We start from the raw sequence: 15,386 nt of genomic DNA on the forward strand, positions 1-15,386 counted from the left end.
GGTTATAGAAATTCGCAGAATTTCATAAAGATGGTGTATTATTTAGGAAATGCCTAAAATATATAATTCCACTAATTTAGGCGAAGAGCCAAAAAATTTATAAAATGAAAAAAATACTAGTTATAGATAATTACGATAGTTTCACTTACAATTTAGTGCATTACTTAGAAGATTTAAATTGTGAAGTAACGGTTTATAGAAACGATGAATTTGATATTGATGAAATAGCAGCCTTCGATAAAATTTTGCTTTCACCAGGACCAGGAATTCCAGATGAAGCAGGATTATTAAAAGAAGTGATTCAGAAATATGGTGCTACTAAAAGTATTTTAGGAGTATGTTTAGGTCAACAAGCAATAGGTGAAGTATATGGCGGAACACTTTCAAATTTAGAGAAGGTTTATCATGGCGTTTCTTCTATTGTAAAAACTGTAGTTAATGACGAACTTTTATTTGACGGTTTAGGAAATGACTTTGAAGTGGGACGTTATCATTCATGGGTTGTTGATGTGACATTGCCTGAAACTTTAGAGGCAACTTCTTTTGACGAAAACGGACAAGTTATGTCGCTTCGTCACAAAAAATATGATGTTCGGGGCGTTCAATTTCATCCTGAAAGTGTACTAACTCCAAATGGAAAAAAGATCTTGGAAAACTGGGTTAAAAACTAATTAATGACTACAGTTTAAAGAGCTGTAATTAAGTAAAATAAAGAAAAATATAAATCCTATTTACCCCAATAGGTGCTTCCCTCGTTTGGAGGGGCTGGGGAAGACTTATGAAAAACATATTAAACAGACTTATAAATCACGAAATACTTTCTGCAGAAGAGGCTAAAAACGTATTGGTTAACATCTCAAATGGTGATTATAATACTAGTCAAATTGCTTCTTTTTTAACTGTTTTTATGATGCGAAGTATTAGCATCGAAGAGCTCTCAGGTTTTCGTGAAGCATTATTAGATTTGTGTATTCGAATTGATTTATCGCACTATAATACCATCGATTTATGCGGAACAGGTGGCGACGGAAAAGATACTTTTAATATTTCTACTTTGGCTTCATTTGTAGCAGCTGGAGCTGGAATAAAAGTAGCCAAGCACGGTAATTATGGTCTGTCATCTATTTCAGGATCTAGCAATGTGATGGAAAAACTGGGTGTCAAGTTTACAAATGATGCTGAATTTATAGAGCGTAGTATTGATAAAGCTGGAATTGCAATATTACATGCTCCATTATTCCATCCAGCAATGAAAAACGTAGGGCCGATTCGAAAAGAATTAGGGGTAAAAACATTTTTTAATATGGTTGGACCAATGGTAAATCCTGCGTTTCCGCAAAATCAATTAGTGGGCGTATTTAATCTTGAATTGGCACGAATGTATGCCTATTTATATCAAAATACAGCCACTAATTTTACCATATTGCATTCACTCGATGGATATGATGAAATTTCATTAACAGGATCTACAAAAATTATTACCAGTAAAATGGAAGGAATGCTGAATCCAGAAGATTTTGGTGTTTCTCTGTTAAAGCAAAGTGAGATTGCAGGTGGGTTAACTATTGATGATTCTGCACAAATGTTTATAAATATTATCTCTGGAAAAGGAAACGAGGCACAAAATAATGTGGTTTGCGCCAATGCAGGAATGGCAATCGCAACGGTTACAAAATGCTCCCCTTTAGAAGGATTTCAAATAGCAAAAGAAAGTTTATTATCTGGAAATGCACATTTATCTTTGAAAAAATTACAAGAGTTGAGTAGATGAAAGAGGAAAGAGGAAAGAGGAAAGAGGAAAGATGAAGGATGAAGGATGAAGGATGAAGGATGAAGGATGAAGGATGAAGGATGAAGGATGAAGGATGAAGGATGAAGGATGAAGGATGAAGGATGAAAGAGGAAAGAGGAAAGATGAAAGAGGAAGGATGAAAGAGGAAAGAGGAAAGAGGAAAGAGGAAGGATGAGAGATGAAAGAGGAAGGATGAAAGAGGAAAGAGGAAAGAGGAAGGATGAGAGATGAGAGATGAGAGATGAGAGATGAGAGAAGTTGCGCAGAAGTGAGAAGTATGTTAATTCTAAGCAAAGAAATCGGCTTTTTAAGCGAATTAGAAGTACAATAAAGTTACAAACTAACAATAGAAATTTCACAAAATTTATCCAATTTTATAAAATATTTGGCTGGAAATATTAAAGAATAAATTACTTGAATTAATTAATTTTTCAATCTTTAATCTTTTTAATCTTTAAATTAAATTAATGAATATATTAGACAAAATAATAGTAGATAAAAAACGAGAAGTCATTCTCAAAAAGTCAATCATTCCAACATTACAGTTAGAAAATTCGGTTTTTTTTAAGAAAAAGACGATTTCTTTAAGTGATCGCCTATTAAAAAGCACAACAGGAATCATTGCAGAACATAAGCGTCGCTCTCCTTCTAAAGCAGAAATAAATTATAGCTTCACTGTTGAAGACGTAACCAAGGGTTTCCAGGATGCAGGTGCTTGCGGAATTTCGGTATTAACTGATGGAAAATATTTTGGCGGCTCCTTAGATGATTTACTTTTGGCAAGAGCCACTGTAAATATTCCGTTGCTACGCAAAGAATTTATAGTCGACGAATATCAAATTTTAGAAGCAAAAGCGTATGGCGCTGATTTGATTTTGCTTATTGCAGCAGTATTAACTCGGGAAGAAATTAAATCTTTATCTGAGTTCGCTAAAAGTTTACAACTTGAAGTGCTGTTAGAGGTACATAGTTTAGAGGAATTACAAAAATCGATAATGCCAACATTAGACATGATTGGTGTAAACAATAGGAATCTAAAAACATTTGAGGTGAGTTTGGATTTTAGTAAGCAATTAGCAGCACAAATCCCTGATGATTTTGTAAAAATTTCTGAAAGCGGTATTTCGTCAATTACAGCCATCAGCGAACTTAAACCTTATGGTTATAAAGGTTTTTTAATTGGTGAAAACTTTATGAAAACTGATAATGCTGGAAAAGCGGCTAAAGAATTTATACAGAATTTAAATAAAAAATAGAACACAGATTTCACAAATTTGCACAGTTTTATCTTTTAGAATTCTTGAAATTTATGTTTAATAATAAAAATGAAAAAAAGTAAAGATAATCAAGATGAATCGGATCTCTACCTTTCGGCAAAAGCTGGCATAGCCATTAAAATTTGCGGTATGAAATTCTCTAAAAATATGATCGAATTAGGGTCACTCCTACCCGATTATATGGGTTTTATTTTTTGGCAGAAATCAGCTCGTTATTTTGATGGTGTAATACCTGATTTACCAAAGTCGATTAAAAAAGTTGGTGTTTTTGTTGATGAGATCATCGAAATCATTTTGGCGAAAGCCGACAAATACAATCTACAAGCGATTCAATTACACGGAAAAGAGTCGGTTGAATTTTGTGAAATTTTGAAAGAGTCAATAGCAAAAGATATTAAAATTATTAAAGTATTTTCAATTAGCGATAACTTTGATTTCGAACTTTTAAAACCATTTGAATCTGTTTGCGATTACTTCCTTTTTGATACGAAAGGGAAATTGCCAGGAGGAAACGGATTCGCTTTCGACTGGAAAGTATTAGAGAATTATCCCTCTAAGAAACCATTCTTTTTAAGTGGTGGCATTGGGCTAGAAGAGATTAATTCAATAAAAGAAATTTTAAAAACACAATTACCTATCCATGCTTTGGATTTAAATAGTAAATTTGAAACGGAGCCAGGATTAAAAGATAAGACATTATTTGAAAATTTTCAAATCAATTTGAACCTTTAAACTTTAAACAAAATGAGTTACAATGTTAACGAGAAAGGCTATTACGGAGAATTTGGTGGCGCTTTCATTCCTGAAATGTTATATCCAAATGTAGAGGAATTACGTCAGAATTATTTAAAAATAACAGCTGAACCTGAGTTTCAAGCTGAATTTGATTCACTGCTTAAAGAATATGTGGGCAGACCTACTCCACTTTACTTTGCAAAACGATTATCAGAAGAATACAATACTAAAATTTATCTAAAAAGAGAAGATTTATGCCACACAGGAGCGCATAAAATTAATAATACTATTGGACAAATTTTATTAGCAAAACGTTTAGGTAAAACGAGAATAATTGCAGAGACTGGTGCGGGTCAGCATGGTGTAGCAACAGCGACTGTTTGCGCTTTGATGGGATTGGAGTGTATTGTTTATATGGGTGAAGTAGACATAAAGCGCCAGGCGCCAAATGTAGCGCGTATGAAAATGTTAGGTGCTGAAGTTCGTCCTGCCATGTCTGGTTCAAAAACATTAAAAGATGCAACAAATGAGGCGATTCGGGACTGGATTAATAATCCAGTGGATACGTATTACATCATAGGATCTGTGGTAGGACCGCATCCTTATCCAGATATGGTTGCGCGTTTTCAATCGGTTATTTCCAAAGAAATTAAAGAGCAATTATTAGAAAAAGAAGGTCGTGAAAACCCTGATTATTTAATTGCTTGTGTGGGTGGAGGTAGCAATGCAGCGGGAACATATTATCATTTTTTAGATGATAAGGATGTACATATTATTGCGGTTGAAGCTGCTGGTTTAGGAGTTGACTCAGGCGAAAGTGCCGCTACTTCTGCATTGGGAAAAGTGGGAGTTATTCACGGCAGTAAAACTTTATTGATGCAGTCAGTTGATGGCCAAATCACGGAGCCTTATTCCATTTCAGCTGGACTAGATTACCCTGGCGTTGGCCCTATGCACGCTAATTTATTTAAAACAGGTAGAGCTCAATTTATCTCCATTACTGATGAACAAGCTATGCAGTGGGGAATTAAACTATCTCAAATGGAGGGATTGATTCCAGCCATTGAAAGCGCACATGCCTTTGCTGTTCTTGATGAAATGAAATTTAAACCAGATGATGTTGTTGTAATTAATCTTTCGGGTCGTGGTGATAAAGATTTAAATACTTACATCGATTATTTTAAATTATAAATAGATATAATCTAATTGATTTAGAGCAATCGCTTTATCTCAACCGTGTTACATAAGTTTAAGCTTTCCAAAACAACATTTAATACTTCAATTTTAATCGAAATAAAAGAGAATTATAATTACTAATGAGGTTCACTATGTTCCAAGAAAGAAATACAAAACATAAAGTGAGCCTAAACACAAAGTCATAAACAGCAGTTGAATTTACATTTTCAAAAATAAAACCTATGGAAAAATTATTCGCATACGCAAGCTTAAAAAATGAGGATCATCAAAAAGATCTTTTTGGTCGTATTCTCGCAGGAACTCCAGAAACATTAGTAGGTTATATACTCAAAGAAATTGAAATTGAAGAAGAATTTGGATTAGCACAATATCCTATTATAACAGAAACTCACAAACCAGAAGATACAATTTCAGGAATTGTTTATGAAGTTACAAAACAAGAACTGCATCAAGTAGACTTATATGAAGGCGTGCATTATAAAAGGGTCGAAGTACAATTACAATCTAGTCAAAAAGCTTGGGCTTATAGTGCAGCTTTTTAAGAAAAGAGGTTGGAGGTTAGAAGTTAGAAGTTAGAGGTGCGAGGTTTACAAATAGATTTATTTATTTTGAAATTTTAAGCTTTCTGCGGAGTTTACAATTATAAAGTAGTAAGTAAATAAATTGTTCAAAATTATCGGAAACCTGATTATGGTGAAAAAATCTATAATACACACTTCTATCTAATAAAATTAAAGTAACGTACATTTGGAGAAAACTTGTAATTATTTTTTACACACCTTATCCAACTATTTCTCATTAAAAATATAAATTGAGCATTACGAATTCATTGGTAGATTTACAAAACAAAATATATTAAATTAAATCTGAGAAGTTAATCAAATTTGGAATTTCATAATTCTCAGGTTATGTAATCGAATATTAAAAATAAAATGAACAGAATAAACAAAAAATTACAAGAATCTAAAAAAATATTATCCATTTATTTTTCAGCTGGATATCCTAACTTAAATGATACTGTCCAAATCATTCAAGATTTAGAAAAAAATGGTGTAGACATGATCGAGATTGGATTACCATTTAGTGATCCTTTAGCAGATGGACCTACTATTCAAGAAAGTTCGACTCAAGCTTTACACAACGGGATGAACACCCAAGTTTTATTTAATCAGTTAAAAGACATCAGAAATACAGTTACAATTCCATTGGTAATCATGGGATATTTCAATCCTATGCTACAATATGGAATCGAGAATTTCTGTAAAAAATGTGCCGAAATAGGAATTGATGGTTTAATAATTCCAGATCTGCCGGTTGATGTATATGCAGATGAATATAAAACGACTTTCGAAAAATACGGATTAAAAAATATATTTCTCATTACACCACAAACATCTGTAGAACGAATCCATTTTATAGATAGTGTATCTGATGGGTTTATTTATATGGTTAGTTCTGCGAGTGTAACAGGATCGCAAACTGGTTTTGGAAGGGTTCAAGAAGAATATTTTAAACGCATATCCGACATGAATCTTAAAAACCCACAAGTTATTGGTTTTGGAATCAGTGATAAAGAAACTTTTATGCAAGCAACTCAGTATGCTAAAGGAGCCATTATTGGAAGTGCCTTTATTAAAGATTTAACAGTAAATGGGACGGAAAAAATTGAGACGTTTATAAAAGCGCTTCACTAAAATTCTTTGATTTTGTTTAAAACGGTATTTAAATATATTTAAATGCCGTTTTTCCGTTTTTACTATAATTATTTTCATTTTTAGGTTATAATAATGATCGCTGTCTTTATAATTTTTAAAGAATCTTTTATACATTTGACCACTAATAATTGTGGCTATTCTCTGATTCAGTTTATCATAATATCAACAAAGCCTCAGAATTATGAAAGATATTTAAGTGGCGTCGTAGTAAAAAAGAAAATTAAAATGAAAAATAAAACAATGAAAAAAAGACGAATTCAATGTTATTAAATGGTTCCATTTTATTGACTAGTTGTGCAAGGACAACAGTGATTTAATCAAATCCGACTGGTGCAAAAGTGTTTCTTAATGGTGAGTCTGTTGGGATAACTCCTTACACTCATCGAGACACAAAGATAGTTGGAAGTATTGCAAGCGTTAAATTAGACAAAGAGGGTTCCGCCACTTTAAACACCTATTTTTCAATGTATTAATAGATTGATGTAGGTGCAATTATAAGTGGTATTTTTGTGTTTGTTCCATTTCTATGGACAATGAAGTATAAACCTAATTATACATATGAATTGATACCCAATTTTGGCATTGCACAACCTTTATTAAAACTATAACTCAGCAAAATCAAACTAAGTCAAAGGCTGACAGGCTGCGAGAGTTAAAAGACTTATTTAATGAAAATATCATTAACCTAGAAGAATACGAATACGAAAAGAAAAAAAATATTATCCGAAGAAGATAAGTAATATTGAATGTTAAAGGCTGCAAAAATTGGCGCTCAAGTGATTTATTAAGACTTTATGCTATACACTGAGAGCAGAGGCTTAATTTTAATTGATTGTAAATCGCCAATTATTTAAGGTTTAAAAATTAACAACTAATTAAATATAATGAAAATTAAGGCTTTTAGAAAATTAATAAAATTAAAAATGAAAACAAAATTACTTGGAATTTTTCTAATATTAACCCAAATTGCATTTGCTCAACAGTTGGAATTTGGTCCAAATTTGGGATATGGGTTCACCAACATCGCAAACTCTAGAATTACAGAAGGAAAAGCTGTAATTGGAAATGCATTATGGAATAGTAATGAAGGGGTTTCAATAGTTTACTATTTTAATAATCCTCGTGAAAATATGACAAATGGTATTCATTTTGAATTTTTAAATAGCCACAGAGGTTCGGAAAGCGATAATGTTTCTAATGCTGAATATAAATTCAGTTCAAAATCGTTCAATTTGAACTATAGAAGAGCTGGTAGTCTTGGCAATAATTTCGGAATTTATGGGGACATAGGTTTTGGCTATAATAAACTTAAAGATCAAAATATCTATAGTGGTAGTACAAATGAACTTGTAGCATTCAAGAAATTAAATGAACCTCTATTTATAAAACATAATGAGATAACTTTTCTATTTGCAATTGGAGTTGACAAACTCATACTTAAAGATAAATTTACAGTTTTTTTAGAATTTAATGGAGATGCAGGCATTACTAAAATAAATTTGAATTCTGGATCATATAGAACACAATCGCTAGGTTTTTCGACTGGTCTTAGATACATAGTAAAATTCAAGAATCAAAACTAAGGCAACTAGAAATAGCTATTTTGAAATTGTAGTGAGTTCATCTACTTATTACATTGTAAAAATTTATATTTAGAATTACAATACTCTGTGGCAGTAAATCTAATGAATATCAATTGAAAAAATATAAAGAAAATTTCTCATCAAAGTCACTATTTAAAACTAAAACCAAATTTATCCCTTTAATCAAACACATTTATGAAATCATTAAAATTGACTTTCGCATTTTTATTATTAGTAACAATTACAAGTTGTGTTACCACTGTTCCTTTAAACCAACAATTTTATAATACTAAAAAGCTGGGCGTAATTATTCAAGTTGATAGTATTAGTATGGCAAAAGCTGGAGGTCAAGGATTACTAGATATGGCCTTAACTCCTGGCAATAGATTTACAGAACCTTTGAAAAAGATTGAACCGACTTTTGCTTTACAAGAAAAGGTGAAAGCAGAAATTTCTACTATTCTAGACTCAAAAAAGAAACAATTTCAATTTATTCCTGAACAGATAGATTATAAATCTTTAGAGAAATTTGAAAAACCAAATTCAGACAAAAAATACAGCAAAAAAGATTTCAGAAATTTAAAAATCGCAAATAATGTAGATGAAATCATGTTCGTAAAGATTAAGTACGGAATATTAGTCAGTTATTATGGTGTGATAGAATTAGATAAACAAGGTTATGTAAACATTGCAACAGAAGTGGTAGATCTAAGCGATAACACACTAATTCAGCAAGAAAGTTTTCAAACTGTCGCTAAAATGCAAGGCAATTGGAAAAAAGGTGAAGATTTTGGAAATTTAAAAAATGCAATACAAGAGGCTATAAACAACTCATTAATTACATTAAAAACAAAATTTTAAATTGAGATTTTAAACTGCTAATAAACGTTTTTAAGATCGCTTTCATGTACTTCGATTTAACTTTATTATTGTTATAAATTTTACTAATATTTGGTAATCGGTAATAATTTGTAATAAATAGACGCTAGATGATGAATACAAATAGTAAATTTTACAACTAAAGTTATAATTGCAGTTACCATAATAGCATTATATTGAAAAGATTATTGAGATAACATTTGAATATATTTCGTCAGTTGATGTTTACTAGATCAGTTTTTTATAAAATATATATTAGATAAAAATTATAAAGATGATTTATTAATAAAATTAAATAAGTATTGTGGTTTAATTTTATTTATATTTTGTTATAACAGCTTCATTATTAGTATATTAAATGATTAAATGATTTTAAATCTTTATGTTTTTAGAAAATTTTACAGATAATAAAAAATAAAAATAAAGAGGCTAACTGCCTCTTTATTTTTATTTTTTGACGATAACCTAAAATAGAAATAGTCTACAAATTGTATTAGAAAATTTAATTTATAGGCATAAAGTACTGTCTCTTATATCTGTACTGTTTAGTCACTTATCTGTCCTTAATTTAACACAAAAAAAATATCCTTTAACTTTATTTCTTCCAAACATGATTAAATATTATGTTTAAAACTTACATGACTTATATGGTTAAAAACAAAAACATTATTTTTCTATTTACCTAAATACCTAATTATCTCTTTTTACTAAAAAAAATTTGATGTTAAATTTTTGCTTTTATAAATTTAAATAGTACTCCATCCTAATCAGCAAACATTAAAAAAGCTTTAAAATTAAAAGTTTTGTATTAGATAATTTGTAATTTAGATAAAAGGAAAGTAAAAATGAATTATTTTAAATTGCGGGTTTTATTCATTTTCTTAAATTTTACTGCTTTTTTTTACAAGATATAAATGCAATTATATCTCCGTGTAAACTATCAAATCTCAAATAAGTACATATAAAAATATTCGAAAGGAAGTCGGAATAATTTAATTATGAACTAGATAATAAAACTAAAACACAATGGAAAAAGAAAACCAATGGCCCATAAAATTAGAAAATAATTTATCATTTCATAGTAAAGTCTGGATAACTGTCGGTATTGTAGCTTTATCAACGATTATATTACTAATACTTAAAATTACTTTTAGCGTATTTTTGTTAATATTAGCGGGAACTCTGATAGCTGTTTTTTTTAGAGGGATCAGTAATTTTATTCATCGTAAAACTAAATGGAAAGATGGTTTATGTACTGGATTATCCATTTTTGGTACATTACTAATTGTCGCCGGATTATTTTGGTTGATTGGCACTAGAGTTGAATCTCAGTTTGACGAATTAATTGAGACATTACCAAAAACAATAGATAATGTAAAGAATCAATTACAAGACACAACGATAGGGAATAAAATCATCAATAAGATATCCTCAAATGAGACTGTAGAAAAAGTACAAGGATTTGCAAGCCAATTTTTTCAATCTACTTTTGGTGTTGTTGGAGATATATATGTAGTTTTATTTATTGGAATTTTTTTTACAATTTCTCCTAAAACTTATACAGATGGCATAATAGCCTTGGTTCCCAAAAAAGGACAGCAACAAGCAAATCAAGTTTTAGATAAATTAGGTACACAATTACTGAACTGGCTTAAGGGTAAACTGTTTTCAATGTTAGTTGTTTTTATATTGACAGCAATCGGTTTATCGATTGTAGGAATTCCACTTTGGTTAGTTTTAGCTTTGGTAGCTGGGTTAATAAGTTTTATACCCAACTTTGGACCATTAATAGCATTGATTCCTGCATTATTGATTGCATTATTACAGGGTCCCGGAACTGCAGCAATAGTTGCTGGAATGTATATATTGATTCAGTTTATCGAGAGCAATTTTATAACAACTCTTGTTCAAAAAAAACTACTTAATATGCCTCCCGCACTTATAATTATTGCGCAATTACTAATGGGAGCATTAACGGGTGGATGGGGATTAGTGCTGGCAACACCAATTACTGTTATTGTTATTGTCCTCGTTCAAGAATTATACATTAAAAATCGAGATTAATATTACCTTATAAACTATAACATATAAGTTATAGCAACAATATATTGTTGCTATAACTTTCGTCACAATATTACTCCGATTGCCTTAATTTGGAAAAAAAACAATTCTCGTTTAATCTTATCATTTCTCAATATAATTAAATTTTATGTTTAAAACTTAGATGACTTATAAGGTTAAAAACAAAAACATTATTTTGCTGCAATTACTTCGTTATATTTGCAAATATTGCAATAAAACTAATAATCTTAAACAATCTCAAAAAAATCACGCTACTCAAATATATAATAACGATGAAAAATAATATTCTTTTAACTTTACTACTATTGATGTCTACAATGATAAATGCACAAGAAAAATTTACGCAAATCCCAATATTAACTGGTGAAACGGCCTTAAAAATTGTACAAGTTGCAGCAGAACAAGCTCAAAAAGATGGATTATATGTGACCATTACTATCGTAGATCGATCAGGGCAAACACTTGCAGTTTCAAGACATCATAATGCTGGCGTACATACCATTAGAGCTAGTTATAAAAAGGCATATACTGCTTGCTCTCAAAAAAGAGAAACTGCTGAAATAGCAAAAGAGATCAAGGAAGGAAATATTCCAGAAGATATACGGTTTTTGGATGAAAATGTTTTAATGATGGATGGCGGAATTCCAATTTTCAATAATGGAATAATAGTTGGCGGAATTGGTGTGGGCGGCGCTCATGGAAATGAAGATGTAAGAATTGCAAAAGCAGGATTAAAAATACTTTCTAAATAAAGGCAATACATTTTAATTTACACTATCACCAAAATATATTTAAAATTGTGAATTTTTTTTTATTAGGTTAGAGTTTTCAAACTTATAAATTTAAATAAAACCTACATTATTCAGTAATTTATGCATTTGTCATAAGTAACTGAAGAAAAACGATCTAATGAAAACCAAATATATCCAATATAGCAAGAAAATTAGCCATAAATTTTTTTGTTTAATTATATGTTAAAAATGATAAACAAACTAAAAAATAATATATCTTTGCTTATCTTAATTAATTTAAACTTAAAATACCAACTATGAAATTAGTAAAAACATTTAGTGCATTAGCACTTTTAGGAGTTATCGTAACTTCTTGTGGAGAGAAAAAAACAGCTGACACAACTGAAATGACTGATTCTACAACAGTAGCAATGGACACAGTAGCAGTTGCTGAAACTGGAAATATTGTTGATGTTGCAGCTTCAAATGCTGATTTTTCAACCTTAGTAGCAGCTGTAAAAGCGGCTGGATTAGTTGAAACTTTAAGCGGAACAGGTCCATTTACTGTTTTTGCTCCAAACAACGCTGCATTTGATAAATTGCCAGCTGGAACTGTAGATAATTTATTGAAACCAGAAAGTAAAGATAAATTGACATCAGTGTTGACTTATCATGTTGTTGCAGGAAACTTTGATGCTGCTACAGTAATCGATGCAATAAACAAAAATAACGGAAAATATAGTGTTACAACTGTTCAAGGTGGTACAATTGTATTAAGCTTGAATGATGGTAAAGTAATATTAACGGACGCTAACGGTGGAACTTCTACTGTAATTCTTGCCGATGTTGCTGCTTCAAATGGAGTTATACACGCCATAGACACCGTAGTTATGCCTAAATAAGGTTGAAACATAATTAATTCAGGAACCGTTACAGCAATGTAACGGTTTTTTTATATAATAATTTTAGGACTTTGTACTTTCGTAATGCATAAATTTCTAGTTGTATAGTAATTATTTTTATAATTTCGTACGTACGTTTTTTTTAAATTTTTTGAAAAAATAGTACAGTTTTAAACTTCATATAAATCTGATTTCTGAAGACATCGATTTAAATATTCTAAATCCTTTATAAAAAAATTTGCTATCTTAGCAATAATTGAAAGAATATACAAGTAAGTTATTACGAGAATTTAATAGCAGTTAGTTAACTAATTCTTTAAAATAGTAGATATTATAATTGAGATTTAACTTTTGTAATTTGTTATCTTTTAAAAAGTATAATGTACTGAAAGAAATCAAATTAAAATCTAAAAAACATAAAATTTACAAATCCATTTTAAAAAGGGTCGGAATCATAAAAATTATATAAATGAATCAATATCTAAAAGATAGTTCCGATAGACTTTTTGCCTCCATTCAGGAAAACTGGCATAATTTTATAGAGCAAATTCCCGGTATTTTACTTGCCATACTTATTGTTTCTATTGGAATGTTTGTCGCTCAAAAAATTGCTCAACTTTCTAAGAAAGGCCTCTCTACTAAAACAGACGATCCAATTATGGTCAATTTTTTAGTCAAGGCAATAAAGATCATTTTGTCTACAATGGTGATTATGTATGCATTAAATATTGCTGGACTAGATACCATAGCCACTGGAGTTCTTACAGCTGCTGGAGCATCAACTGTGATTATTGGATTTGCGTTTAGAGATATAGGAGAAAATTTTATCGCTGGTATTATTCTTTCATTCAATAGACCATTTAATTTAGATGAAACGGTGAGCATCGGTGATGTTTTTGGAAAAGTAAAAAACATTGAATTTAGATATACTAAATTAAGCACTTTTGATGGGCGTGATGTTTATATTCCTAATAGTGACGTAATCAAAAAACCTGTTTTCAATTATACTCAAGATGGATTTTTCCGATTCGATTTTATTGTAGGTATTGCTTACGAAGATGATATACTAGCTGCTGAAAAACTAATATTAGACGTAGTAAATAAAACTGAAGGTGTTTTTCAAGACCAGCAGCACCCAAATTTTGTTTTTACTGATACCCTTGCAACTAATACTGTCAATCTTAAAGTTCATTTCTGGCTTGAAACTTTTGAATATGGAATGCACGCTTTACTTATTAAAGGACGCGTGATTACTAATGTAAAAACAGCATTATTAAGAGAAGGATTCAATTTACCAGCTGATATCAGAGAAATTAAACTTTATGGCACACAAACCGAGATTCCATTTCGTTTAAATAAAAATGAATCAAACTGATAATTATTTTATACGTTTATTAGTATTGAGCATATCATGCTATTAATTCTTGCTAAAAATTGTTTACGGATTTTATCAAAAAGTACTATATTTCATTGATGAAGCTCTAGTTTCATCAAGCGCTTTTTCTAAAAAAATGTACCGCAAATATTTTTAGCAATTCTAACTATTTTAATAAAATAGTATTGTTTACTTCGATTATTTGCGGTAAAATTTATTTATACGCTCTCTTCCTCAACAGCAAATTCCATCTGATCCTCAACTTCCGCAATCGCTTCTGGCTTTGATGCTTTTAAGGCATTAAACTTTTCTAGTTCCTCTAATTCTCCTTCCTCACCAGAGAAATAAGGAAATACATCCATTATGGGAGATTCTGAAATTGCAGGAATAGTGTAATCGCCCATTGTTCCTTTCATTACGCTTACCGTATTGTCAAATGCTTCTTTGACATCGTTGGCCTGGACCAGTAAATACATACTAGTTTTGCGTTCTTTACCGCTTTCCTCATCATAAGCTAATAATGATACTTTGGATTTAAACCAGCGATCCGCATTTTCAAAAGGATGTATTTCAGCGTAGTTCGCTATTTTTATATTTGTAATTTTAAACTCTTCACTAATATAAGCTGATATCTCCTCTGTAATTCTACTTTCGGCCTCCGTATAGGATACTGCGTCAACTAAATAAGGTTCAGTTGCCACTTTTTGACCGCCATTTTCATCCGTTTTTTTATACTTTACTTTGCATTCGTACCAAATTGTGCTCATCATTTATTTTTTTAAGGATGTCAAAGATAGATTTTAGACGTAAAAAAAAGCAATATTTACCAAATAGATATTCACAATTTAATTTTGAACTACAAAAGGCATTTTTACTTTTTAAACGCAAATTAAAACAGCGCTAAATTTACAAATCGTACTGTCTAATAATTGTAAAAAAAAAGATAACGTTATTAGTGATTTTAAATGCAATTATAAACTAAATTAATTCAGTTACATTTAAATAATTATAATGCTGTCGTTCTGTATCCACCCGAGCAACTACATCTTGTTTAGTTCAATAAGATTAATGATAGGAGCGTAATTTTACAATGATTTAGATTCCGCTAGTTGCTTGTA

14 protein-coding genes and 1 pseudogene are annotated in these 15,386 nt (G+C 30.4%); 14 read left to right on the plus strand and 1 reads right to left on the minus strand.

Annotation, left to right across the window (positions count from 1 at the left end):
- Positions 1 to 104: 104 nt before the first annotated feature.
- From RCH18_RS15215 to RCH18_RS15275, 14 genes and pseudogenes are all read left to right on the plus strand, one after another.
- On the plus strand, positions 105 to 671 hold the full coding sequence (locus RCH18_RS15215) for an anthranilate synthase component II (RefSeq protein ID WP_326937628.1): 567 nt from the start codon (positions 105 to 107) through the stop codon (positions 669 to 671).
- 107 nt (positions 672 to 778) lie between these two features.
- A complete protein-coding gene (gene trpD / locus RCH18_RS15220; protein ID WP_326937629.1) occupies positions 779 to 1,771 on the plus strand; it encodes an anthranilate phosphoribosyltransferase in 993 nt (330 codons plus the stop codon).
- Between the two features lie 488 nt (positions 1,772 to 2,259).
- Positions 2,260 to 3,048 carry an indole-3-glycerol phosphate synthase TrpC gene (gene trpC / locus RCH18_RS15225; protein ID WP_326937630.1) on the plus strand — a complete coding sequence of 263 codons (789 nt, stop codon included), beginning with the start codon at positions 2,260 to 2,262 and terminating at the stop codon, positions 3,046 to 3,048.
- Between the two features lie 69 nt (positions 3,049 to 3,117).
- Positions 3,118 to 3,801: a phosphoribosylanthranilate isomerase gene (locus RCH18_RS15230; protein ID WP_326937631.1), complete on the plus strand. Its 684-nt coding sequence runs from the start codon at positions 3,118 to 3,120 to the stop codon at positions 3,799 to 3,801.
- Between the two features lie 12 nt (positions 3,802 to 3,813).
- Entirely contained in the window at positions 3,814 to 4,995 is a 1,182-nt protein-coding gene (trpB, locus tag RCH18_RS15235) for a tryptophan synthase subunit beta (RefSeq protein WP_326937632.1), read from the plus strand.
- 227 nt (positions 4,996 to 5,222) lie between these two features.
- Entirely contained in the window at positions 5,223 to 5,543 is a 321-nt protein-coding gene (locus RCH18_RS15240) for a gamma-glutamylcyclotransferase family protein (protein ID WP_326937633.1), read from the plus strand.
- 390 nt (positions 5,544 to 5,933) lie between these two features.
- Positions 5,934 to 6,695, plus strand: a complete 762-nt coding sequence (gene trpA, locus RCH18_RS15245; protein WP_326937634.1) for a tryptophan synthase subunit alpha — start codon at positions 5,934 to 5,936, stop codon at positions 6,693 to 6,695.
- A gap of 350 nt (positions 6,696 to 7,045) precedes the next feature.
- A pseudogene (locus RCH18_RS16165) lies at positions 7,046 to 7,189 on the plus strand (hypothetical protein); the annotation flags it as partial.
- Positions 7,190 to 7,639: 450 nt separating this feature from the next.
- The gene (locus RCH18_RS15250; RefSeq protein ID WP_326937635.1) at positions 7,640 to 8,299 is read left to right on the plus strand and encodes an outer membrane beta-barrel protein; all 660 of its coding nucleotides are present in this window, start codon (positions 7,640 to 7,642) and stop codon (positions 8,297 to 8,299) included.
- A 195-nt stretch (positions 8,300 to 8,494) separates the two neighbouring features.
- Entirely contained in the window at positions 8,495 to 9,160 is a 666-nt protein-coding gene (locus RCH18_RS15255) for a hypothetical protein (protein WP_326937636.1), read from the plus strand.
- A 1,044-nt stretch (positions 9,161 to 10,204) separates the two neighbouring features.
- Complete coding sequence (locus tag RCH18_RS15260; RefSeq protein ID WP_326937637.1) at positions 10,205 to 11,242, plus strand: AI-2E family transporter; 1,038 nt, start codon at positions 10,205 to 10,207, stop codon at positions 11,240 to 11,242.
- A gap of 290 nt (positions 11,243 to 11,532) precedes the next feature.
- Positions 11,533 to 12,012 (plus strand): GlcG/HbpS family heme-binding protein, encoded by a 480-nt coding sequence (locus RCH18_RS15265; RefSeq protein WP_326937638.1) that lies wholly within the window; start codon positions 11,533 to 11,535, stop codon positions 12,010 to 12,012.
- Between the two features lie 296 nt (positions 12,013 to 12,308).
- On the plus strand, positions 12,309 to 12,893 hold the full coding sequence (locus RCH18_RS15270; RefSeq protein ID WP_326937639.1) for a fasciclin domain-containing protein: 585 nt from the start codon (positions 12,309 to 12,311) through the stop codon (positions 12,891 to 12,893).
- A gap of 469 nt (positions 12,894 to 13,362) precedes the next feature.
- Positions 13,363 to 14,268 carry a mechanosensitive ion channel family protein gene (locus tag RCH18_RS15275; protein WP_326937640.1) on the plus strand — a complete coding sequence of 302 codons (906 nt, stop codon included), beginning with the start codon at positions 13,363 to 13,365 and terminating at the stop codon, positions 14,266 to 14,268.
- A 218-nt stretch (positions 14,269 to 14,486) separates the two neighbouring features.
- Here RCH18_RS15275 and RCH18_RS15280 read toward each other — a convergent pair whose 3' ends face one another.
- Positions 14,487 to 15,035, minus strand: coding sequence for a DUF4494 domain-containing protein (locus RCH18_RS15280; RefSeq protein WP_326937641.1), 549 nt, complete (start codon positions 15,033 to 15,035; stop codon positions 14,487 to 14,489).
- Between the last annotated feature and the right edge of the window lie 351 nt (positions 15,036 to 15,386).

The sequence above is a fragment of the Flavobacterium sp. PL11 genome (assembly GCF_035985025.1).
In the GTDB taxonomy this organism is placed as follows: Bacteria; Bacteroidota; Bacteroidia; order Flavobacteriales; family Flavobacteriaceae; genus Flavobacterium.

Bases quoted from the DNA above. Each gene is read 5' to 3' on its own strand.
- RCH18_RS15215 (WP_326937628.1), top strand. From the start codon at position 105: ATGAAAAAAATACTAGTTATAGATAATTACGATAGTTTCACTTACAAT.
- trpD (WP_326937629.1), top strand. From the start codon at position 779: ATGAAAAACATATTAAACAGACTTATAAATCACGAAATACTTTCTGCA.
- trpC (WP_326937630.1), top strand. From the start codon at position 2,260: ATGAATATATTAGACAAAATAATAGTAGATAAAAAACGAGAAGTCATT.
- RCH18_RS15230 (WP_326937631.1), top strand. From the start codon at position 3,118: ATGAAAAAAAGTAAAGATAATCAAGATGAATCGGATCTCTACCTTTCG.
- trpB (WP_326937632.1), top strand. From the start codon at position 3,814: ATGAGTTACAATGTTAACGAGAAAGGCTATTACGGAGAATTTGGTGGC.
- RCH18_RS15240 (WP_326937633.1), top strand. From the start codon at position 5,223: ATGGAAAAATTATTCGCATACGCAAGCTTAAAAAATGAGGATCATCAA.
- trpA (WP_326937634.1), top strand. From the start codon at position 5,934: ATGAACAGAATAAACAAAAAATTACAAGAATCTAAAAAAATATTATCC.
- RCH18_RS15250 (WP_326937635.1), top strand. From the start codon at position 7,640: ATGAAAACAAAATTACTTGGAATTTTTCTAATATTAACCCAAATTGCA.
- RCH18_RS15255 (WP_326937636.1), top strand. From the start codon at position 8,495: ATGAAATCATTAAAATTGACTTTCGCATTTTTATTATTAGTAACAATT.
- RCH18_RS15260 (WP_326937637.1), top strand. From the start codon at position 10,205: ATGGAAAAAGAAAACCAATGGCCCATAAAATTAGAAAATAATTTATCA.
- RCH18_RS15265 (WP_326937638.1), top strand. From the start codon at position 11,533: ATGAAAAATAATATTCTTTTAACTTTACTACTATTGATGTCTACAATG.
- RCH18_RS15270 (WP_326937639.1), top strand. From the start codon at position 12,309: ATGAAATTAGTAAAAACATTTAGTGCATTAGCACTTTTAGGAGTTATC.
- RCH18_RS15275 (WP_326937640.1), top strand. From the start codon at position 13,363: ATGAATCAATATCTAAAAGATAGTTCCGATAGACTTTTTGCCTCCATT.
- RCH18_RS15280 (WP_326937641.1), bottom strand. From the start codon at position 15,035: ATGAGCACAATTTGGTACGAATGCAAAGTAAAGTATAAAAAAACGGAT.